The sequence below is a fragment of the Paracoccus aurantiacus genome (genome assembly GCF_007993065.1).
Classification (GTDB): Bacteria; Pseudomonadota; Alphaproteobacteria; order Rhodobacterales; family Rhodobacteraceae; genus Paracoccus; species Paracoccus aurantiacus.
Genome location: NZ_VOPL01000002.1, coordinates 206,027 through 226,722, shown reverse-complemented (window position 1 = coordinate 226,722; position 20,696 = coordinate 206,027). Strand labels below are relative to the sequence as shown.

Here is a 20,696-nt window from a genome sequence, read left to right as displayed (position 1 = left end):
AGGGGGGAGGAGCGATGAGGGAACCGGCGATCAAGTCAGGCAGCGGGCAAGGACCGGAAAACCTGCTTTTCCTGACTGATGAACAGATCCGCGGCGGGATCGAGGCGTTCTTCTTTGCCTATCGCGCCTTCACCGCTGACCCTGACGAAATCCTTGAAGGAATGGATTACGGCCGCGCCCATCACCGCGCGCTGCATTTCATCGCCCGCAAGCCCGGCCTGAAAGTGTCGGCGCTGCTTGATATTCTTGGCGTCACCAAACAGTCGCTGAACCGGGTGCTGCGCGCATTGCTGAAGGATGGTCTTGTCGAATCGCGGGTCGGAAAGCGCGATCGCCGCGAGAGACTGCTCTATCTCACCTCTGCCGGCGCAGAGCTGGAGCGTCGGCTGTCCGAGGCACAGCGCGCGCGCGTGCGCGCGGCCTATCGCGCCGCAGGCCCACAGGCGGTCGCCGGTTTTCGCACCGTGCTCGAAGCGATGATGGATGAAGCCGGGGCGCGCCAGTTTCGTGAAATGCGCAGCGCCGAGGCCGCCGAATGAGCGATGCCCCCCATATCCTTGTTGTCGATGACGACGAACGCATCCGAACGCTCTTGCGCAAGTTTCTGGTGAAGAACGGATACCTCGTGTCGATGGCGACAGACGCCGCACACGCCCGCAAATTGCTGCGCGGTCTGGAATTCGACCTGATCGTGCTGGACGTGATGATGCCGGGCGAAGACGGGATAAGCCTGACGCGCGACCTTCGCAAACGTGTCACGACCCCGGTTCTGCTACTGACAGCGCGAGGCGAAACCGAGGATCGGATTGCCGGCCTTGAAGCGGGTGCGGACGATTACCTGCCGAAACCTTTCGAACCGCGTGAATTGCTGCTGCGCACTTCCGCCATTCTGCGGCGGGTGCCGCAGGCACAGCCGGCGGGGCCGAAGTTCATGACCCTCGGCACGCTTCGCTACGACACCGAGCGCGGGCAACTGTTCGAGGGCGAAAGCCATATCCACCTGACCGGCACCGAGGCCGCCTTGCTGCGCCGATTGGCAGAGACGCCGGGACAGGCGGTCAGTCGCATTGATCTGACACAGGATCTGGGGCGCGGCCCGTCCGACGAGGTTGAAGGCTCGGATCGGGCGATTGACGTCCAGATCACCCGGTTGAGGCGCAAGATTGAACCCGACCCAAAAGAGCCGCGCTACCTTCAGACGGTGCGCGGCGCGGGCTATATGCTGATGCCTGACTGATCAGTTCCGGGCAGACGCCCGCCGCGCGTCGGTGGCGATATTGGCGCGCAGTTCCAGCAGCGCGATATGGCGCTGCAGGGCATGCCGCTCTGCCTCGTCTTCGATCTGCGCCAGCACGGCCCGCTTGGCTTCAACCTCTTTGCGCAGGCGGAATTCTTCGGGGATGAAGCCCGTATCGGCCATCATGCGATGCAGCACATCCTCGGCACGTTCGCGCAGGCGCTCGCGGTCAAGCGGCCTCCCCTCGCCCTCAAGTCCGCGCAATTCGCCCTTGGCTTCCGCCTCGTCGATACGCTTTTTGGCAATCCGCTCGAACCAGTGCATTACATCGCTTTCAGCTGCCCCAGTGCCGCGTTGATCCGGGCAAGATCTTCGTCCAGATCGGCGAGCTTCTGGCGTGTCTCCTCGATCACCTCGAAATCGGCATTCTCGACGAATTTGGGATTATCGAGCCGCTTGCGCAAGCCATCCGCATCCTTGCCGGTTTTTGCCGCGTTTTTTTCCAGACGAGCGGTTTCGGCGGCGACGTCAATCACGTCACCGATGGGCAGCGCAAATGACGCGCCGGGCGCCGACACCGCGATCATGCCCTTGCCTGAAGCGCCCTGCGCAGGCGGGTTCACCCGTGCAAGACGCTCGACCAGCGGCGCATTGGCAGCCAGCGCATCGCGGGCGGCCTGATCGGCCTCGGTCACGATCAGGTCGATCCGGGCACCTGCCGGCACGCCCATCTGCGCACGGGCCGATCGGATGTTTTCAATGACAGAGATCACCCAGTTCATCTGGCGATCCGCGTCAGCATCAATGACATCCGCGCCCAGTTCCGGCCAATCGCCATGAACCAGCATCTTGTCGCGATCCCCGGTCAGCGCCCAAAGCTCCTCGGTCACAAACGGCATGATCGGGTGCAGCAGCGCATAGCACTGATCCAGAACCCAGCCCATCGTGGCACGGGTTTCCTCCGCATATTCGCCGTCGAACAAGGGCTTTGCGAATTCGACATACCAGTCGCAGACCTTGCCCCAGACAAAGGCGTATAGCCCGGTCGCCGCGTCGTTGAAGCGATAGGTTTCAAGCGCGGCATCCATCGCCTGCGCCGCCCGCGCGACCTCGCCGATGATCCAGCGGTTCACGGTATGGCTAGGGTTCGGGCGATCACCGCCACCACGCACGCCGTTCATTTCGGCAAAGCGCGTGGCGTTCCAGATCTTGGTGACGAAATTCCGGTTCGCCTCGACATGCTTCGGCCCCAGCTTCGGATCACGCCCCATCGCGGCCATGCTGGTCAGCGTGAAGCGCAGCGGGTCCGCGCCATATTCGTCGATCAGCGTCAGCGGGTCGATCACGTTGCCCTTCGACTTCGACATCTTCGCGCCCTTTTCGTCGCGAACAAGGCCGTGGACATAGACGGTGTGGAAGGGGATGTCGCCCACGACCTCCAGCTGCATCATCATCATCCGGGCGACCCAGAAGAAGATGATGTCAAACCCGGTGACGAGGACATCGGTGGGAAAATACTTCTCCATCTCCTTCGTCTTGTCCGGCCAGCCGAGCGTGCCGATGGGCCAGAGTCCCGAGGAGAACCAAGTATCGAGAACGTCGGGGTCGCGCCAAACGGGATAGACCAGCTTGGTCGGGTCCTGCGAGAGGTTATAGTCAGCCAATCCTTGCGCGAAGGCATCCACGGCGGCTTCGCGGTCCGCGACCTCTATCACGCGGCTGATTTCCAGGGGTTGCGGAAGACCCGCAATGTCGTCGCGGAATTTTTCGATGACTTCGGAGAAGCTGGGTGCAGCGCGATGGAATTCGCCTTTCTGAACCAGCCCTTCGCGAAGCAATTCGAAAAGTTCGACCTCGTCCAGCGCGCCGTCGCCTTCGTCATCGGCAAATCCCGGCGCTGAAAGGTCCAGCCCATACCAAACCGGAATCTGATGCCCCCACCAGAGTTGGCGGCTGATCGTCCATGGCTCGATATTCTCCAGCCAGTTGAAATAAACCTTCTTGTGCTGTTCCGGCAGGATCTGGGTGCGGCCGTCGCGGACGGCCTCCAATGCGGGACCGACAATCTTCTGCGTATCGACAAACCACTGATCGGTCAGCATCGGCTCGATCACCACGCCCGAGCGGTCGCCAAAAGGCTGCATGATCGGTTTGGCTTCGATCAGGGGGACCAGTTCCTCGGCCCGCGCCTCACCGCCTTCTTCTGGTTCAAGCGGACGCGCAGCAGCTTTACCCAGCCGCGGGTCCGAGGGTTGTGTCATCACCGCCAGCCCCTCGGCGGTGATTTCCTCGACCACCTTCTTGCGCGCCTCGAACCGGTCCAGCCCGCGCAGATCTTCGGGAACAAGGTTCACGTTCGACACATCGCCCACATCCTCGCCCCGCGCCGCACGGCTCGCGACAGCGGCGCTTTCGGGGTAGGACAGCCCATCCTCACGCATCGCGCCTTTCGTATCCATCAGCGCGTAAAGCGGAATGTTATTGCGGGTCGCGACGCCGTAATCGTTGAAGTCATGCGCCCCGGTGATCTTCACCGCGCCAGAGCCGAAATTCATGTCCGGGTAATCATCGGTGATAATCGGAATCAGGCGGCGCTGTTCCTTCGGTCCGACAGGGATTTCCACCAGCTTGCCGACGATGGGCGCATAACGCTTGTCGTCGGGGTGAACCGCAACCGCACCATCGCCCAGCATGGTTTCCGGGCGCGTGGTGGCGATGGAGATATAGTCGCGCTCCTCCTCGAACAGGGTATTCCCGTCCTCGTCACGCTCGACATAGGTATAGGTCTCGCCTCCGGCCAGCGGATATTTGAAATGCCACATGTGGCCGGGGGTGTCGCGGTTCTCGACCTCCAGATCGGAAATCGCGGTTTCGAAATGCGGGTCCCAGTTCACCAGGCGCTTGCCGCGATAGATGATGCCTTTGTTATACAGATCCACAAAGACGCGGATCACGGCGTCGTGGAAATTCCCCTCCTCGCCCGCAGGGGCGCCGGGGGCACCTGACATCGTAAATGCGTTGCGCGACCAGTCGCAGGATGCGCCCAAACGCTTCAGCTGATTGATGATCGTGCCGCCGGATTCCTGCTTCCACGCCCAGATCTTTTCAACAAAGGCGTCGCGCCCGATCTCGCGTCGGTTCGGCTCCTGCCGCTCGGCCATCTGACGTTCGACCACCATCTGGGTGGCGATACCGGCATGATCCTGTCCCGGCTGCCACAGCACGTCAAAGCCGCGCATCCGGTGCCAGCGGACCAGAATATCCTGCAGCGTGTTGTTCAGCGCGTGGCCGATATGCAGGCTGCCGGTCACGTTGGGGGGTGGGATCAGCACGGAAAACGCCTCGGCCCCCGGCTGCGCGTTGGCACCGGCGGCGAACGCGTTGGTGTTTTCCCATTCGGCGCTGATACGGGCCTCTGCGCTTTGGGCGTCGAAAGTCTTGTCCATGCTCATCGTGATCCCCTGATCTCTTGGCGCTGTCCTAGCCCGTTCGAAGCGCAAGGCCAAGTGCGGGAACCCTCGACGCGCCAAGCGTGTTTGTGACCCGAGCAGCCAGGCAGGCACAGATGACCGAGACGTTCGACCTTTCCCAAGCCCGCGTGGCCGCGATCCTTAACCGCAAGGCGGGCTCTGGCAATGGCGACGGGGTCGAAGCCATGCTGCGCGAACGCCTCGCGCCCGCCTGTGCCGCGTTTAGTGCGATACGTCCGGCAAAGGGACAAAGCCTGACCGACATTGCGGCAGCCGCCGCCAGGGACCACGATCTGATTATCGCCGTTGGCGGCGACGGCACGCAGGCGGCGGTCGCCCAAGCGCTCGCCGATCATGGTGCCGATGTCGTCATGGGGGTCGTTCCCGGCGGAACATTCAACTACTTCGCCCGCGATCTCGGCGTCGGAGAAACACCGGAACAGGCGGTCGAGACGCTGCTGAACGCGCATGTCGCGCCAGTTTCGGTTGGGGATATGAACGGCAAGGTGTTCCTGAACAATGTCAGCCTTGGTGCCTATCCAGAGATACTTGAACGTCGCGAGGACGCCTATCGCCGCTTCGGCCGCCGCCGCATCTTTGCCTATTGGGCTGTGCTGCGCACGCTGATGGATCTTCGCCACCCGCTGAAGCTGACCGCCCATGTCAACGGCGAAACGAAGCAGTTCCGCACCGCATTGGCTTTCGTTGCCCAAAGCGAGACGCAGCTGGAAAGTTTCGGTCTTGAAGGGGCAGAGGACGTGAAGCGCGACCGCCTGCCGCTATTTGTGGCGAAGGCCACCACAGCACGCGGCCTGATCGGCGCAGCGTTGCGGCTGGCGCTTGGCAAGACCTCTCGCGGCGAGGATTTTGACCTGATTATCGCCGATGAGTTCGTCATCAACACGGACCGGCCGACCCGGCACGTCGCCCATGATGGCGAACGCTCGCGCGTGCCTGCGCCGCTGAAGCTGACAATCCGCAAGGGCGCGCTGCGCGTTCTGGTCCCGGCAGAGCCGAAAGCGAACTGATGCGAGTAGCGCTTCTGTCTGATCTGCATATCGGGATGCACCGCCCGCGCCTTGTCCAGCCAATGCTGGATGCGATCAGCGATGCGGCACCTGAACATATCGTCGTGGCAGGCGATCTTGTCCAACGCGCCCGGCGCGAATTGTTCGCTGAGGCAGAGGCGATCCTAGATCAGACCGGGCTGCCCTGGCTGTGTGTGCCGGGCAACCATGACATCCCGCTCATGAATGTGCCCGGTCGGTTGCTGTGGCCGTTTCATGAATACGAAATGTCGGTCCCCGGACCAAGAGAGCCGCTGCTGGAACTGCCGGGGCTTAAAATTATCGGCGTGAATTCGACCTTTCCCTATCGCTGGCGGAATGGCCGCCTGACCGACCGCCAAATCGCGCGCGTGAAAAACCTCGCGCGGACCGGGCCGGTCATGGTCGTCCAGCACCACCCGATAAGTCTGCTGCCCGGCGAAACCAAGGAACTGATGCTGAACGCCGAAAAGGCAATCACCGCCTATGATGAGGCGGGCGTCGATCTGGTGCTGACCGGGCACCTGCACCATTTCAACCTGGCGAGTTCCGCGAGCGGCATGAAGCAGATCCACGCGGCTTCGGCCCTTTGCGACCGCAGTGAGGACCCACCGAACGAGATCGCGATCCTCGATGCCGAAGCCGGGGGCTTTCAGCTGACCAGAATGATCGCCCCGAAAGACGGGGCCGATTTCGTGCCGCAACCGCCGATCGCGCTGCCGAGCCGCCGCTAGGGCTGCCGAACCGAGCGCGATTTCGGCATGCTCAGTCCAGCCCGAGCACGTCCATCATGTCGTATTCGCCCGGCCCCTTGTCCTGCCCCCAAAGCGCGGCCCGCAATGCGCCGCGCGCGAAGATCGCCCGGTCGGTCGCCAGATGGCGAAGGACAATCCGCTCACCCGGTGCGGCAAAGATCACGTCGTGCTCGCCGACCACATCGCCACCGCGAATTGCTGCAAATCCGATGCTGCCCTCTTTACGCGCGCCGGTCATGCCTTCGCGTGCCGGAACCCGCAATTCGTCAAGCGTCGCACCACGCCCTTCTGCCGCCGCCTCGCCCAGCATCAGCGCAGTGCCAGAGGGCGCATCGACCTTGTGGCGGTGATGCGCCTCGACCACCTCGATATCCCAATCGGTGCCAAGCGCAGCGGCAACCTTTCGGGTCAGGCCAAGAAGCAGGTTGACGCCAAGGCTCATGTTTCCGGCCCGGATGATCGGTGCATGACGGGCAGCGCGCGAAATCGCCGACAGATCGTCCGGCCGCAGCCCGGTTGTGCCAATCACATGCACGGCACGTGCCTGCGCGGCCAGTTCCGCGAAGGCAACCGTTGCGGCGGGCGTCGTGAAATCAATGACCGCTTGCGCTTTCGCGATGACCGAAACGGCATCGTCAGTCACGATCACGCCGGTGGGCTGCCCGCCCATCGCCTCGCCAAGATCGCGCCCGATCCAATCGCTGCCCGGCCGCTCGACCGCGCCGACCAGCTGCATCTTGTCGGATTCGCCGATCAGACGCACCAGCATCTGCCCCATGCGTCCCGAAACGCCTGTGACGACAATACCCGGTTTCTCCATCGCGAAATCTCCATGCTTTCCCCCTCGCTTAGTCCATTGCGGGGCGCGGCCCAAGCCCCTACATCTGGCAGCATGGCACAGAACCGCTTTCATACCGGCCCCGGACCCTCGCAGCGCCAGCTTCGCGTGGGCGAACTGATCCGTCACCGCCTGTCCGAGCTGCTGCTGCGGGCAGAGGTCCACGACCCCGACCTGAACCGGCATTCGATCACCGTGGGCGAGGTCCGTTCCTCGCCCGATCTGAAGGTCGCGACGGCTTACGTGATGCCGCTTGGCGGGAACGACGCCGAAGAGGCGCTGTCCGCGCTTCGTCGCAACTCTCGTGAACTGCGCCATCTGGTCGCAAAGGGCCTCAATCTGAAATACGCACCTGAACTCCGTTTCCAGTTGGACGAAACTTTCGACCGGATGGACGATACCCGCCGTATGTTCGCCGACGAACGTGTGCGCCGTGATATCGAGGCTGACGACGAAGATGACGATCTGGACTAGGCTGCTCTGCCGGCTTGGCGTCGCGGCCGGGGCTTTCGTCACCCTTGCCCTGCCTGCTGCCGCCGCCGATTGCGCGCGGATGGATCATGACGGGCAAGGCTATACCGTCTGCACGGTAAGCGCCAAGGAAGAGCCGCGTCTTGGCCTGTGGCTTTATGACGACGATGGGAGTGCGCTGAACAATTTCGGCAACCTGCGCGGCCAACTCGGCAAACAGACGCTGGCTTTCGCGATGAATGCCGGGATGTTTCATTTGGATTATGGGCCGGTCGGCCTGTTCAAGTCAGGCGATGAAACCCACGGCCAGCTTGTCACCGCCGGCGGCGGTGGGAATTTCGGCCTTCTGCCCAATGGCGTCTTCTGCGCTGGCGGCACACAGCCCTATGCGGTCATCGAATCCCGCGCATTTGCTGATGCGCAGCCGCAATGTCGCCTCGCCACACAATCCGGGCCGATGCTGGTGATTGACGGTGAACTGCACCCGCGTTTCCTTGTGGATTCTGACAGCCGATATGTCCGCAACGGTGTCGGGGTGTCCGCTGATGGGCAGACCGCGTGGTTTGCGATTTCCGACCGCCCCGTGACGTTCCACGAATTCGGTCGTCTGTTCCGCGATGGTCTGGCTGCGCGGAATGCGCTGTATTTCGACGGATCGATCTCGCGACTTTATGCGCCGCAGGTCCGCCGCAACGATTTCGGCTGGCCGATGGGGCCCATCATCGGGCTGGTTGACGAAAGCTGACCCAGACGTTATCCGCCCAGCTTTCGCGTTCAAGGGGGCGATATGGCACGCAAGAAGGGCCGTGACATTTCCGGCTGGCTCATCGTCGACAAGCCTGCGGGCATCGGGTCGACCGATGTGGTGGGCAAGGTGCGTTGGGCGCTGGATGCGAAGAAGGCGGGGCATGCGGGCACGCTCGATCCCGATGCGACCGGTGTGCTTGCAGTGGCACTGGGCGAGGCGACAAAGACCGTTCCCGTGCTGACAGAGGCGCTGAAGGCATACGATTTTACCGTCAACTGGGGCGCAGAGACCATCACCGACGATGCCGCGGGCGAGGTTCTGGACAGCTCTGCCGCGCGGCCGTCTGCCGATCAGATCCTCTCTGCTCTGCCTCGCTTCATCGGCGATATCATGCAGATACCGCCTGCCTTTTCGGCCGTGAAAGTGGACGGCGCGCGCGCCTATGACCTTGCCCGCGAAGGCGAGGTGTTGGAACTGGACGCGCGTCCGCTTTACGTCGATGAGCTTACCCTGACCGAGGCCCGCGCCGATCAGGCCGATCTGCACATGGTTTGCGGCAAGGGCGGCTATGTCCGCGCGATCGCCCGCGATCTGGGCCGTGCGCTCGGGTGTCTTGGACATGTCGCAAGCCTGCGACGCGTCTGGTCGGGGCCGTTCGATGTCACGAATGCCGTACCCTTCACACTGGTCGACCGCGCCAATCAGGCCGAGATCGAGGCGCGCCTGCTGCCAATCCAGTCCGCGCTGACAGATCTGCCCGAGATGCGCGCAACGGATCAGGGCGCGGTCCGCATCCGCAACGGCAACCCCGGACAGGTCATCGGCGGCACGGCCCAATATGGTGAACAGGTCTGGGTAAGCCACGACGGGCGCGCTATCTGCATTGGCCGCTTCATGGGCGGCGAGGTTCAGCCGGACCGGGTGTTCAACCCATGAATCTCCGTCCTGAAACAGCCGCCGACATATCGGCGATTTCTGTCCTGACCACTGCCGCCTTCCTGACCGCCGAACACAGCGACGGGACCGAGGCGGCGATCGTCGACAATCTGCGCGCGGCGGACGCGCTGCTTCTGTCGCTGGTCGCGGTCGAGGGGGAGAGCATCGTCGGGCATATCGCCTTCTCGCCCGTCACAATTGCCGGGGAAGATCGGGGCTGGGTGGGCCTTGGCCCGGTATCCGTCGCCCCTGACAGGCAGGGCAAGGGCGTCGGGTCGGCCCTCATCCGCGAGGGGCTGGCGCGGATGCACGACGATGGCCGAAAGGGCTGTGTCGTTTTGGGCGATCCGGCCTATTACGTCCGCTTCGGCTTCGCCGCCAATACGTCGCTATGGCTTCAAGACGTGCCGCCGGAATATTTCATGGCCCTGTCATTTGGCGGCCCCGCGCCACAGGGCGAGGTCGCGTATCATCCCGCCTTTACCGGGTGATGGCCACACGCGCCGGTCGCCGCGCACCGCGGAACGGGCCGTAGCCAGCGGCGTCGATGCGCGCGATCGCCTGGGCAATATCTTCGTGGATGACCCGCATCGCCCAAGCGGTCGCATGGACCATGCGCCCGTCGCCGCACGCCATTGCGACATGGCCGGGCCAGAACAGAAGATCGCCACGCTCAATCTGTTCGACGGGTTCGAACGCGCGTTCCTGCAGATCGGCATCGCCCGGACAGGCAATGCCGCAACCATGCAGGGCTGCCTGCACCAGGCCCGAGCAATCGATCCCGTCGCGGCTGTTTCCGCCCCACAGATAGGCCGTGCCAAGCAATGATTCCGCGACTTCAACAGGATCATCGGCAAAACCATCCGAAATTGCCTGCACAGGCACGAAGCCACCCCCAGCCAAGCGCGCAAAGCCACCCTCGACCCCATCGACAGACAGGCGTGCATTGATCGAAAGCCGCGCCAGTTCGTGCCGCTTCATGTTCGGTTCAGGATAGATATGCGTCGCAGGCGCGCTGACCCGATGCGTGATCGCGGGCAGCGCGCTGCCAAGATCACCAACCGCCATCCATCCGACATAGCCGTCGCGCTCGGCCTGCACGAAGGCCCAGCCGTCTCTCTCCTCGATCAGCGTAACGTCAGCACCGAGATTCAGCTGCCGGTCACGCGCACCGCCCGGTTCAGTCAACAATTCCGCAAGCGGCGCGGTCACACGCGCCGCAGACCCGTCGGTATAGTCCGGGCGCTCGACAATGCCGCGCAGCGAGGACAGCGCGACCCGGTCCGTTGCCGCAGTGATCCGGCGGTCGTTCATTTCAGCAAATCGGGAAGTGCGCCCAGAAGCGCCCTTGCGCCCTGCTGCACCCCGCCTTTCGGGCACCCCGGCGCGGGTTTCGGTTGCCAGCCATAGATGTCGAAATGGGCGTAATGCGCAGCGCCTTCCGAAAACCGCCGCAGGAACAGCGCCGCCGTGATTGATCCGGCCATGCCACCGGAGGGCGCATTGTCGAGGTCGGCGATGCCAGGCTCGATCATCTCCTCGTAAGGTTCCCAGAATGGCATGCGCCAGACCGGGTCCCAATTCGCCATTCCGGCGGCATGTATGGCTGCCGCCGCATCTTCGTCGTCGCAGTAGAAAGGCGGCAGATCCGGGCCGAGAGCGACGCGTGCGGCCCCGGTCAGGGTAGCCATGGTGATCAGCCAGTCCGGCTTGCGCTCGGCCGCGTAGGCCATGGCGTCTGCCAGAACCAGACGGCCTTCCGCATCGGTGTTGTTCACCTCGACCGACAGCCCTTTGCGGCTTTTCAGGATATCGCCGGGCCGAAAGGCATTGCCTGCGATGGCATTCTCGACCGCAGGGATCAGCACCCGCAGGCGCATGCCATCCGCCGCGCCCGTTGCCACGAGCATCTGGGCAAGACCCAAAACCGTCGCGGCACCGCCCATATCCTTCTTCATCAATCCCATGCTCGCCGGTGGCTTTATGTCGAGCCCGCCAGTGTCGAAACAAACGCCTTTCCCGACAAGCGTCAGCGTCGGGCCGGTATCGCCGCGCGTCATGTCGATGAGGCGCGGAGGCTGATCACCTGCACGACCCACAGCATGTATCAGCGGGAAGTTCCGATCGAGCAGCGCGTCACCCTCGATCACGTCCACAGCAAAGCCGTTGCGCTGCGCGACGTCGCGCGCCGCAACCTCAAGCGCGGCTGGCCCCAAGTCATTGGCAGGCGTGTTGATCAGATCGCGGGTCAGAAACTCTGCCTCCGCCATCGCGATCAGGCGCGCGGCATCCACGCCGTCGGGCGCGACCAGACGCGCCTTCGCCCCATCCGCCTTGCGGTAACGCCCGAACGCGTATTGCGCGAGCAGAAACGCGAACGCGCATTCGGCAGGGTCAACATCTTCGGGCCAACGCATCACCCGCCACGGTCCTTCGGGCAGAAGCGCCGCCGCTTTTGCCAGCACGAACCTTTCGCGCGGAGGACGGCCCGACGCCTTGCCAAGGCCGATCAGAGCGCCCTCTATCGCGCCATTCTTCCCCGGCAGAAGGCAAACCTGCCCGGAACCGCCTTTGAAGCCGCTGGCATTCGCCCAGTTCCGCGCAGCCTCGCCAAGTTGGTCGGGCAGCCCGTCACGCACCAGCCAGAGAGGAAGCGCGCTGCCTGCGTCAGGGGCGAATTCGGGTGTCATCGGAACCTCGGCTTGCTGGGTTGGGCCGCACAATGTCACTGCGTTTACCCGCCCGCAAGCCAATGCGCATCGCGATGATCCGCGCGGCGCGGCATAGCAGCGATCAGATCTCCTCCCATATCTCGGTCAAGGATCGGGCGGCGATACGATCCATCCGCGCGAGCGTCGCGGTCAACGCCACGCTTTCGTGCCGTCGCGCACAATCCGCGACATCCACCGCGACGCCTGCCAGCGAAACCAGCCCAACCTGCCATGCAAGCCGCGACAGCCGTTCTGCCTGCACGACCACGGCGCCGTCGTCCATGCGTCGCGCGCTGTCCTTCAGGGTGCCCAAAGCGATTGCCATCTGTTCCAGCGCCATCTGGATCAGACCTTCTGCCGCCGTTTCGCCCAATTCGTTGACGATGTCCTGCACCCTGCCGTTATCGACGCGAATGGGTTCGTCCACCCCCAGAGATGCCACTTTCATAATCATCCACTCCACATATTCGTGTCCCCACACGTCCGCAGAACATTGCAGGCAGCCGTTATGATTTCCTTACCCGGAAGCGGAAAAATCGCTCGAATTGAGGATAATACCGGCCTATTGCTAGCAAGCGCGAATGAAAGGAAATCCGATGCACAACGCCAGGCCCCTGCCGCAATATCTGGTCAGCCGCTATAATGGCTGGCGGGCGACGACCTTCACGGACAACCGTGCATGGTATGCTCGACTCGCGGATGAAGGACAGCGCCCGCGGGCGATGATCATCTCGTGCTGCGATTCTCGCGTGCATGTCAGCTCTATCTTCGGGGCCGATTCAGGAGAGTTCTTCATCCATCGCAATATCGCCAATCTGGTGCCGCCTTATACGCCTGACGGACAGCAACACGGCACATCGGCGGCGGTCGAATATGCGGTGCAGGCGCTGAAAGTCACGCATCTGATCGTGATGGGGCACACAAAATGCGGCGGCGTCGCGGGGTGCCACGCGATGTGTTCCGGACACGCCCCCGAACTTGAAGACGAATCCAGCTTTGTCGGGCGCTGGATGGATATTCTGAAGCCGGGATACGCGCGCATATCGGACCTGCCGGAGGCCGAACAGATCCCGGCGCTTGAACGCGAGGCGGTAATGGTGTCGCTGGAAAACCTGATGGGATTCCCCTTCGTCCGCGAGGCGGTGGAATCCGGCCGGATGAGCCTGCACGGCCTGATCCACGATATCGGTGACGGCACGCTGTTCCAGTATGACGGCCCCGCGGGGCAATTCGTCAGGGTGTGATGGGGCGCTTTACGCCTGGGATCTGGGTTCTGGTGCTCGGCTATATGCTGAGCCAGTTTTACCGCGCCTTTCTTGCGGTCCTCAGCCCCGAGTTGAGACAGGAAATCGGGGCGACGCCAGGCGATCTGGCGATTTCATCCGGTATCTGGTTCGCGGCCTTCGCGCTGATGCAGGTGCCGGTCGGGCGCTGGCTGGACCAGATCGGCCCGAAAGCGACCGCATCGGCGCTGATGCTCGCGGCGGCAGCAGGTGCAGCTGTCTTCGCGATGGCGAGCGCGCCCTGGCATCTTCACGCCGCGATGGGATTGATCGGAATTGGCTGTTCACCCGCGCTGATGTCAGCCTATTACATCTTCGCGCGAAACTTTTCACCGCGCGAGTTCGGCACCCTTGCCGGCATGTTCGTGGCTGTCGGGGCGCTTGGCAATCTTCTCAGCGCGACGCCGCTGGTCGTGGTGACCGAAGCTGTTGGCTGGCGAAGCACGCTCTGGGGTATGTGTGCGATCACGCTTGGCGTCGCGCTCGCCGAATGGCTGTTCGTGCGCGACCCGGAACGACTTGACCGAAGCCATCCCGCAGGGCGGCTGTCCGATATTCTGCGGCTTCGCGCATTGTGGTTCATCCTGCCGCTTTTCGCGGTGAATTACGGCGCATCCGCAGCAATTCGCGGGCTATGGGCAGGCCCCTATCTTGAAGACGTGTTCCGTGCAGCGCCCGCGACGGTCGGAAATGCCACCTTGCTGATGGGATTTGCGATGATCGCAGGGAATTTCCTTGCGGGTCCGGCAGTCCGCGCTGTCGGGTCGGTAAGGCGGACGATCCTGATCGGCACGGCAGGCACGGTCGTTGTGATCGGCGCGCTGTGGCTTTTCACGACGCAGAGCCTTGCGCTTTCGGTCGCGCTTCTGGCGCTTGTCGGGTTTTCGGGGGCGTCATATGTGCTCCTGATCGCGCATGGCAGGGCGTTTCTTCCCACGCATCTTGTAGGCCGCGGGGTGACATTTCTGAACATGTTCTCCATCGGCGGGACGGGCCTGCTGCAATTCGGATCGCGGCCGGTCTTTCAGCATGCCCTTGCTGCAGGCGGACCGACGGCGGCCTATTCAACCCTGTTCCTGTTCTTTACCCTGCCACTTGCTTTAGGGTTGGTGCTGTATTTCATGACCCCCGAGGCCCCGCATGAGTGAACCAGAGCAGATCGAAGTCGTCGCGCCGAACCTCAAGCGCCGCCTTTCAGGGGTGACAGCGACGGTCGTGCGTCTGATACCGGTGCAGGCGAAGATGATCGGCATCACGACGACCGGCCCCGGTCTGCCCGCGGGTCTGCCCCATATCCCGCTTCGGCGTGCGGCAACCCTGCCACGAAACCGCTGGCGGGTCTGGCATGCGCGTCGCAACACCGAAATGGCGCTCGGGCTGATCGTCAGGCGGTTGCTTCGGCGGCGCTATCGGTTGCTGTTCACCTCGGCGGCGCAGCGCCATCATACCGGCTTCACGAAATGGCTGATCCGGCAGCAGGATGCGCTGATCGCGACCTCGCCCAAAGCGGCCTCGTATCTGGAGCGGCCGGCGAATGTGATCCTTCACGGCGTCGATACCGAGATTTTTCATCCCCCTGCCGACAAGAGCAGCCTGCGGGCATCGCTGGGGCTTGATCCGGATGCTGTGATTATCGGTTGTTTCGGCCGCGTGCGCGCGCAGAAGGGGGTCGATCTTCTGGTCAACGCTGCCCTTGAGCTGTTCCCGGATCATCCCGAAGCGCACCTGATCTTCACAGGCCGCGTCACGCGTGACAACGAAGACTTCGTGAACGAACTGAAGGGCCGGATCGACGACGCCGGTCTGTCGGATCGCATCAGGTTTCTGGGCGAACTGCCGTGGGAAGATGTCGTTTCGCACTATCAGGCGCTGGATCTGTTCGTAGCGCCCGCTCGGTGGGAGGGCTTTGGGCTGACACCACTGGAGGCGATGGCCTGCGCGGTGCCGGTTGTCGCGACGAGAGTCGGTGCCTTCGAGACTTTGGTTCGGGAAGGCGAGACAGGATCGCTCGTGCCGGCGGACAATCAGGACGCCCTTACAGCCGCCATCAGGGGCTGGCTGGACAACGCGCAGGCCCGCGAAGCGGCCGGCCTTGCCGCACGCAAGCATGTCCTTGCCAACCACTCGATCGAGGAAGAGGCCCGCGCCATCGTGGATGTCTACAGGGCACTTCTGGCATGACCCCGCTTCGCTTCATCGCCGCAAGGCTCATGCGTGACGAGGCGATGCTGGCGCGGCTTTCTGTGCCGCAAGACGCTCTGCTTGGTGATCTGGCGGGCAAAAGCGTGGCGCTGGTTGGCAATGCCCGCGCGCTTGCAAACAGCACCTACGGCAACGAGATCGACGCGCATGATATTGTCGTTCGGATCAACCTCGCCCCGATGCCCTACAGCGAAAGCCACGGCGCGCGCACGGATTGGCTGGGGCTTGCGACCCGGTTGCGCCGCGCCGATCGCAACAGGATCGGCCCGGCGCGGATTTTGTGGATGTCGCACAAACGCAAGCGGCTGGACCATGCAAGCGCGCATTCTGCGGGGTTCTATCTGCATCCGCTTGCGGATTACGAAGCGCTTGAACAGGAAATCGGCGCGCAACCCACGACCGGTGCCATGCTCATCTCATTGCTGCTGAAATCCGACCTCGCGCGGCTTGACCTTTATGGCTTCGACTTCTTCGCGTCGAAATCGCTTTCCGGCAGCAGATCGGCCGAGCAGGTGCCGCATGATTTTCCGGCAGAAGCAGCGTGGGTTGCGCGCCTCATCGAGGCTGACCCACGCCTGACCCTGCAGCCGCTGAAATAGATCAACGGACGAATATAAAACGCCCCGTAACCACAGGTTTCGGGGCGTTTTTTCGTCAGTAGCTCACCGGCAGCAGGGTCAGCTTCGCAACACGCCACCAGTCGCCTTCGCAACCTTCTCTACAATCTTGGCAGATACGGCTTCGATTTCGGCATCAGTCAGCGTTTTGTCACGAGGTTGAAGCCGCGCCGTGATCGCAATGGATTTCTTGCCCGGCCCCATCTGTGCTTCGGCCCGCTCGCCTTCGAACTGGTCGAATGCGCGGACATTTTCGATCAGAGCCTTGTCGGCACCGGCCGCGGCATTGACGAGTTGCAGCGCTTCGACGCCGGCATCCACGACGAAGGCAAAGTCGCGCTCGACCGGTTGCAGGCTTGATGCGTTCAGCGCGCTCCGCGTCGTCAGGTTCGACTTGGGGAGCGGCACATTCTGGATCATGATCGTGAACGCGACAGCCGGACCCTTCACATCCAGTGCATTCAGCACTTTCGGGTGAACCTCGCCAAATGTCGCAAGCCGGTTCGGCCCAAGCTGGATGTTGCCAGCCCGCCCCGGATGCCACCACCCATCAAGCTTGCGGTCGATCTGCGATTTCGCCGGCGCGCCTATGGCCGCAAGGATCACCTCGGCATCCGCTTTTGCGTCATAAAGATCGACGGCGCGGCGCGAGCCATGAGGATCGCGCGCGGCATTTGCCCCGACCAGCAACCCGGTCAGGCGCAATGCCTGTTCTTCCGGCTCGCCGCCCGAAAAGACCGGGCCGCATTCGAAAAGCGCCAGATCAGCGAATCCCCGCGCCTGATTGCGCGCCGCTGCCGCAAGAAGTCCGGGCAGAAGGTCCGGGCGCAGATGCGTCATTTCGGAGCTGATCGGATTTTCCACCCGCACCGCATCGCCGCCGCCGCCGAACAGTTCCGCCGCCGCCTTGTCGATGAAGCTGTAGGTCACACATTCGTTGTAACCAAGCGAGGCGGCCATTCTGCGCGCCGCACCTTCGCGACGTTGCAACGGGGTCAGCACAGGCTGGGGAACGCCTGCGCGCGGGCGCGGTAGCGGCTGGCCGACCAGCCGGGACAGGCTGGCAATGCGGGCAATCTCTTCGATCAGGTCCTGTTCGCCCTGCACATCGGGCCGCCAACTTGGGACATGGGCCAGATCCCCTTCCAGCCGAAAGCCGAGATGTTCCAGGGTCTGACGCTGCACCGTGTCCTCGATATCCATCCCGACAAGGCTGCTGACACGGCCCGTATCAAGACGATAGGCGCGGGAATGGTCCGGAACCTCGCCTGCCGTCACCGGGCCGGATGCCGTGCCGCCGCAGATTTCGACGACCATCTGGGTCGCAAGATCCAGCCCCGGCAGGGTGAATTCTGGGTCGATGCCACGTTCGAAACGATAGCGCGCGTCTGAATTGATCTTCAGCGCCCGGCCCGTAGCGGCTGTCGCAATCGGGTCGAAATACGCCGCCTCAATGAAAACATCGGTCGTGTTTTCATCCGCGCCAGTCTCTGCCCCGCCCATCACGCCCGCGATTGATACCGGGCCGTTTTCGTCACAGATCACGACCGCCCCCACGGGCATTGCGTAGGTCTTGTCATCCAGGGCTAGAAGCTTTTCGCCGGCCTCCGCAGCACGCAAATGAAGATCGCCCTTTACTTTGCCAAGGTCAAAGACATGCAGCGGCCGGTTGAGGTCGTAGGTGAAGTAGTTGGTGATATCGACCAACGCGCTGATCGGGCGCAATCCGATGGCGCGCAGGCGCTTCTGCATCCATCCGGGCGACGGGCCATTCGTCACACCGCGCACGACCCGCCCGGAAAAGAACGGAGCGTTCGCAGAGATCTCCGGGTCAATCGTGACAGTCACCGGGCTCGCGAAGGTCGCATCGACGTTCGCCTCTGCCAGCGGTTTCAGCGTCCCAAGGCCGCGCGCCGCAAGGTCGCGCGCCACACCGCGCACGCCAAGCGCGTCCGGGCGGTTCGGCGTGATCGCGATGTCGAAAACCGGGTCGATCTTGTCAGGCGCATTGTCGGCCAGCCATTCCACAAAACGCTGCCCCGCCTCGCCCGAGGGCAGTTCGATGATCCCGTCATGTTCATCCGACAATTCAAGCTCTCGTTCCGAGGCCATCATGCCGTGGCTTTCGATGCCGCGGATTTTGCCGACGCTCAGCGTGGTGTCGATGCCGGGAACGTAGTCGCCGGGCTTCGCAAGCACGCCGATCAGCCCGGCGCGCGCGTTCGGAGCGCCGCAGACAATCTGCTTCTCTCCCTCGTCAGTCTCGACGCGAAGCACCCTCAGCCGGTCGGCGTCGGGATGCTGCTCTGCCCCGACGACCTTCGCCAGCGTAAAGCCGCGAAGTTTTGCCGCGGGGTCGATGACCTCCTCGATTTCCAGCCCCAGATCGGTCAGCGCTTCGGCGATTTCGTCAACCGAGGCGTCAGTTTCCAGATGGTCCTTCAGCCAGGACAGGGTGAATTTCATGGTGCACCTTCAGATTTGCACCCGCACGAGGACCGGCGGGCAAAGGGTTTGCTGCCCTTCAATCCAAGGAATACCAGGGCGTCAAGCCCGCAAAGGGGCACGGGCGTCCGTCCTGACGGTCTGGCAACGCGCGAAAAGCGAAAATCAGCACGCCTTTCCGCCTGCCGGTTCCATATGGTTTTTCGATAAGACTTATTCATAATAAGCTATAGTTCGCGGGCTTCGTCCCCGACTACTATCCTGAACTTCCACCCGTTGCGGTCCGCCACATGCGACCCATGCAGCCTCACAACAAGGGGAGGGAACGATGTCTCCACGCAATCCCACCTGGCGCGTCAAGCGCCGGACTGTCCTGATGGGCAGCGCTGCGGCGGCGCTTGCGACCGCCAGCAATACTGGATTTCCAAGAATGTCACATGCTCAAGAAGCCGCAGCGCCCGTGGGCGAGACGCGCATGACCGTAAGCCTTGTCGTGAATGGTGAGCCGCGCGAACTGGAACTCGACAACCGCACCACATTGCTGGACGCGCTGCGCGAGCATATCCGGCTGACCGGCACCAAGAAGGGTTGCGATCACGGCCAATGCGGGGCCTGCACCGTCACGGTCAACGGTCGTCGCATCAATTCCTGCCTGTCGCTGGCGGTGATGCATGAGGGCGACGAGATCGAGACCATCGAAGGCATCGGCACCCCGGAGAGTATGGACCCGATGCAGGCGGCCTTCGTCGAACATGACGGCTATCAATGCGGTTATTGCACGCCGGGCCAGATCTGTTCGGCCCGCGCCGTGCTGGCCGAGATCGAGGCAGGCATCCCAAGCCATGTCACGGCCGACCTGATGGCCCCGATGCAAGTTACCGAAGACGAGATCCGCGAGCGGATGAGCGGCAATATCTGCCGTTGCGGTGCCTATTCCAACATGATGGCGGCAATCCTTCAGGTTCACGGGGGGCAGGCATGAGAAGTTTCAGCTATGACCGCGCAACCAGCCCGGCAGAGGCCGCTTCGATGGCGGCGGGCAATCCCGCTGCGAAATTCATCGCGGGCGGCACAAATCTTCTGGACCTGATGAAGCTGGAAATCGAGGCGCCGCAGCATCTGATCGACGTGAACGGCATCGGTCTGGATCAGATCGAGGAAACCGACGACGGCGGCCTGCGCATCGGTGCGCTTGTGCGCAATACCGACCTTGCCGCCGACGAACGTGTGCGCCGCGACTATGGCGTCCTGACGCGGGCGCTTGTTGCAGGCGCTTCGGGCCAGTTGCGCAACAAGGCGACCACAGCGGGCAACCTGCTGCAAAGGACGCGCTGCCCCTATTTCTACGACACCAATATGGCGTGCAACAAACGCGCGCCGGGGTCGGGCTGCACGGCGCTGATGGAAGGTGCGTTCTCCAAGCAGCTTGGCATTATCGGCACGTCCGACAACTGCATTGCGACCCACCCGTCAGACATGGCGATTGCGCTGCGTCTGCTGGATGCGGTGGTGGAGACGACCAATGGATCAGGCGCCACGCGCGAGATTCCGCTGGAAGATTTCTATGCGCTGCCGGGCGATACACCCGAGGTCGAAACCATCCTCGAGCCCGGAGAGCTGATCACTGCCGTGACCCTGCCCGCGCCGCTTGGGGGCGTGCAGATGTATCACAAGGTGCGCGACCGGGCATCCTACGCCTTCGCGCTCGTGTCCGTCGCGCTTGTCCTGCAGGATGACGGGACTGGCCGCGTGGCGCTTGGTGGGGTCGCGCCTCAGCCGTGGCGCATGACCGAGGCCGAGGCTGAACTGCCCAACGGCGCAGCCGCCGTCATCACGCGGCTGCTGGATGGGGCCAACCCGACCGAGGAAAACGCCTTCAAGATCACCCTGGCAGAGCGGACACTGGCCGCGATGCTGGCCGAGGCAAGGGGGTAAGG

Annotated in this window: 21 protein-coding genes; 14 read left to right on the top strand and 7 right to left on the bottom strand. The window is 63.1% G+C overall.

The genetic code is table 11. The features are described 5' to 3' along the window. The first annotated feature begins 14 nt into the window (after positions 1-14). Both FQV27_RS06575 and FQV27_RS06570 read left to right on the top strand, forming a co-directional pair. Positions 15-539, top strand: coding sequence for a MarR family winged helix-turn-helix transcriptional regulator (locus FQV27_RS06575; protein ID WP_147097071.1), 525 nt, complete (start codon positions 15-17; stop codon positions 537-539). After that, positions 536-1,237 carry a response regulator gene (locus FQV27_RS06570; protein WP_147097070.1) on the top strand — a complete coding sequence of 234 codons (702 nt, stop codon included), beginning with the start codon at positions 536-538 and terminating at the stop codon, positions 1,235-1,237. Before FQV27_RS06575 ends, FQV27_RS06570 begins: the two co-directional genes overlap by 4 nt. Here the strand turns inward: FQV27_RS06570 and FQV27_RS06565 are convergent, their stop codons facing one another. Together FQV27_RS06565 and FQV27_RS06560 are read right to left on the bottom strand one after the other, a co-directional pair. Further along, positions 1,238-1,561 carry a DnaJ family domain-containing protein gene (locus FQV27_RS06565; RefSeq protein WP_147097069.1) on the bottom strand — a complete coding sequence of 108 codons (324 nt, stop codon included), beginning with the start codon at positions 1,559-1,561 and terminating at the stop codon, positions 1,238-1,240. After that, positions 1,561-4,689, bottom strand: a complete 3,129-nt coding sequence (locus tag FQV27_RS06560; RefSeq protein WP_147097068.1) for a valine--tRNA ligase — start codon at positions 4,687-4,689, stop codon at positions 1,561-1,563. The genes FQV27_RS06565 and FQV27_RS06560 overlap by 1 nt, the downstream gene beginning before the upstream one ends. A 113-nt stretch (positions 4,690-4,802) precedes the next feature. Here FQV27_RS06560 and FQV27_RS06555 point away from each other — a divergent pair, with 113 nt between their 5' ends. Both FQV27_RS06555 and FQV27_RS06550 read left to right on the top strand, forming a co-directional pair. Next, a complete protein-coding gene (locus FQV27_RS06555; RefSeq protein ID WP_147097067.1) occupies positions 4,803-5,735 on the top strand; it encodes a diacylglycerol/lipid kinase family protein in 933 nt (310 codons plus the stop codon). Further along, positions 5,735-6,487 carry a metallophosphoesterase family protein gene (locus FQV27_RS06550; RefSeq protein ID WP_147097066.1) on the top strand — a complete coding sequence of 251 codons (753 nt, stop codon included), beginning with the start codon at positions 5,735-5,737 and terminating at the stop codon, positions 6,485-6,487. Before FQV27_RS06555 ends, FQV27_RS06550 begins: the two co-directional genes overlap by 1 nt. Before the next feature lie 31 nt (positions 6,488-6,518). Here the strand turns inward: FQV27_RS06550 and dapB are convergent, their stop codons facing one another. Beyond that, complete coding sequence (gene dapB, locus FQV27_RS06545; protein WP_147097065.1) at positions 6,519-7,328, bottom strand: 4-hydroxy-tetrahydrodipicolinate reductase; 810 nt, start codon at positions 7,326-7,328, stop codon at positions 6,519-6,521. A gap of 72 nt (positions 7,329-7,400) precedes the next feature. Between dapB and rbfA the strand changes: the two genes are divergently transcribed. Genes rbfA through FQV27_RS06525 form a run of 4 tightly spaced genes read left to right on the top strand, consistent with a single transcriptional unit; the run spans position 7,401 to position 9,992 of the window. Beyond that, positions 7,401-7,820, top strand: coding sequence for a 30S ribosome-binding factor RbfA (gene rbfA, locus FQV27_RS06540; RefSeq protein ID WP_147097064.1), 420 nt, complete (start codon positions 7,401-7,403; stop codon positions 7,818-7,820). Next, positions 7,810-8,562: a phosphodiester glycosidase family protein gene (locus tag FQV27_RS06535; RefSeq protein WP_377768693.1), complete on the top strand. Its 753-nt coding sequence runs from the start codon at positions 7,810-7,812 to the stop codon at positions 8,560-8,562. Before rbfA ends, FQV27_RS06535 begins: the two co-directional genes overlap by 11 nt. A 42-nt stretch (positions 8,563-8,604) precedes the next feature. Continuing rightward, positions 8,605-9,501, top strand: coding sequence for a tRNA pseudouridine(55) synthase TruB (gene truB, locus FQV27_RS06530; RefSeq protein ID WP_147097062.1), 897 nt, complete (start codon positions 8,605-8,607; stop codon positions 9,499-9,501). Then, positions 9,498-9,992, top strand: a complete 495-nt coding sequence (locus FQV27_RS06525) for a GNAT family N-acetyltransferase (RefSeq protein WP_147097061.1) — start codon at positions 9,498-9,500, stop codon at positions 9,990-9,992. Before truB ends, FQV27_RS06525 begins: the two co-directional genes overlap by 4 nt. Here the strand turns inward: FQV27_RS06525 and FQV27_RS06520 are convergent. The 3 genes from FQV27_RS06520 to FQV27_RS06510 form a co-directional block, all read right to left on the bottom strand. Further along, entirely contained in the window at positions 9,982-10,815 is an 834-nt protein-coding gene (locus FQV27_RS06520; protein ID WP_147097060.1) for a C40 family peptidase, read from the bottom strand. The two genes, FQV27_RS06525 and FQV27_RS06520, sit on opposite strands and share 11 nt — an antisense overlap. Further along, positions 10,812-12,191, bottom strand: a complete 1,380-nt coding sequence (locus FQV27_RS06515; RefSeq protein ID WP_147097059.1) for a leucyl aminopeptidase family protein — start codon at positions 12,189-12,191, stop codon at positions 10,812-10,814. Before FQV27_RS06515 ends, FQV27_RS06520 begins: the two co-directional genes overlap by 4 nt. Before the next feature lie 103 nt (positions 12,192-12,294). Further along, a complete protein-coding gene (locus tag FQV27_RS06510; protein ID WP_246133019.1) occupies positions 12,295-12,666 on the bottom strand; it encodes a hypothetical protein in 372 nt (123 codons plus the stop codon). Positions 12,667-12,808: 142 nt separating this feature from the next. On the opposite strand from FQV27_RS06510, the gene FQV27_RS06505 reads away from it, so the two are divergent. Genes FQV27_RS06505 through FQV27_RS06490 form a run of 4 tightly spaced genes read left to right on the top strand, consistent with a single transcriptional unit; the run spans position 12,809 to position 16,296 of the window. Further along, positions 12,809-13,456, top strand: coding sequence for a carbonic anhydrase (locus FQV27_RS06505; RefSeq protein WP_147097058.1), 648 nt, complete (start codon positions 12,809-12,811; stop codon positions 13,454-13,456). Continuing rightward, entirely contained in the window at positions 13,456-14,643 is a 1,188-nt protein-coding gene (locus FQV27_RS06500; protein WP_147097057.1) for an MFS transporter, read from the top strand. Before FQV27_RS06505 ends, FQV27_RS06500 begins: the two co-directional genes overlap by 1 nt. After that, entirely contained in the window at positions 14,636-15,676 is a 1,041-nt protein-coding gene (locus FQV27_RS06495; protein WP_147097056.1) for a glycosyltransferase family 4 protein, read from the top strand. Before FQV27_RS06500 ends, FQV27_RS06495 begins: the two co-directional genes overlap by 8 nt. Beyond that, positions 15,673-16,296 (top strand): glycosyltransferase family 29 protein, encoded by a 624-nt coding sequence (locus tag FQV27_RS06490; protein ID WP_147097055.1) that lies wholly within the window; start codon positions 15,673-15,675, stop codon positions 16,294-16,296. Before FQV27_RS06495 ends, FQV27_RS06490 begins: the two co-directional genes overlap by 4 nt. Positions 16,297-16,374: 78 nt before the next feature. Here the strand turns inward: FQV27_RS06490 and pheT are convergent, their stop codons facing one another. Next, the gene (gene pheT / locus FQV27_RS06485; protein WP_147097054.1) at positions 16,375-18,780 is read right to left on the bottom strand and encodes a phenylalanine--tRNA ligase subunit beta; all 2,406 of its coding nucleotides are present in this window, start codon (positions 18,778-18,780) and stop codon (positions 16,375-16,377) included. Positions 18,781-19,087: 307 nt separating this feature from the next. On the opposite strand from pheT, the gene paoA reads away from it, so the two are divergent. Next, positions 19,088-19,741, top strand: coding sequence for an aldehyde dehydrogenase iron-sulfur subunit PaoA (gene paoA, locus FQV27_RS06480; protein ID WP_147097053.1), 654 nt, complete (start codon positions 19,088-19,090; stop codon positions 19,739-19,741). Then, complete coding sequence (locus tag FQV27_RS06475) at positions 19,738-20,694, top strand: FAD binding domain-containing protein (RefSeq protein WP_147097052.1); 957 nt, start codon at positions 19,738-19,740, stop codon at positions 20,692-20,694. The genes paoA and FQV27_RS06475 overlap by 4 nt, the downstream gene beginning before the upstream one ends. Positions 20,695-20,696: the final 2 nt, after the last annotated feature.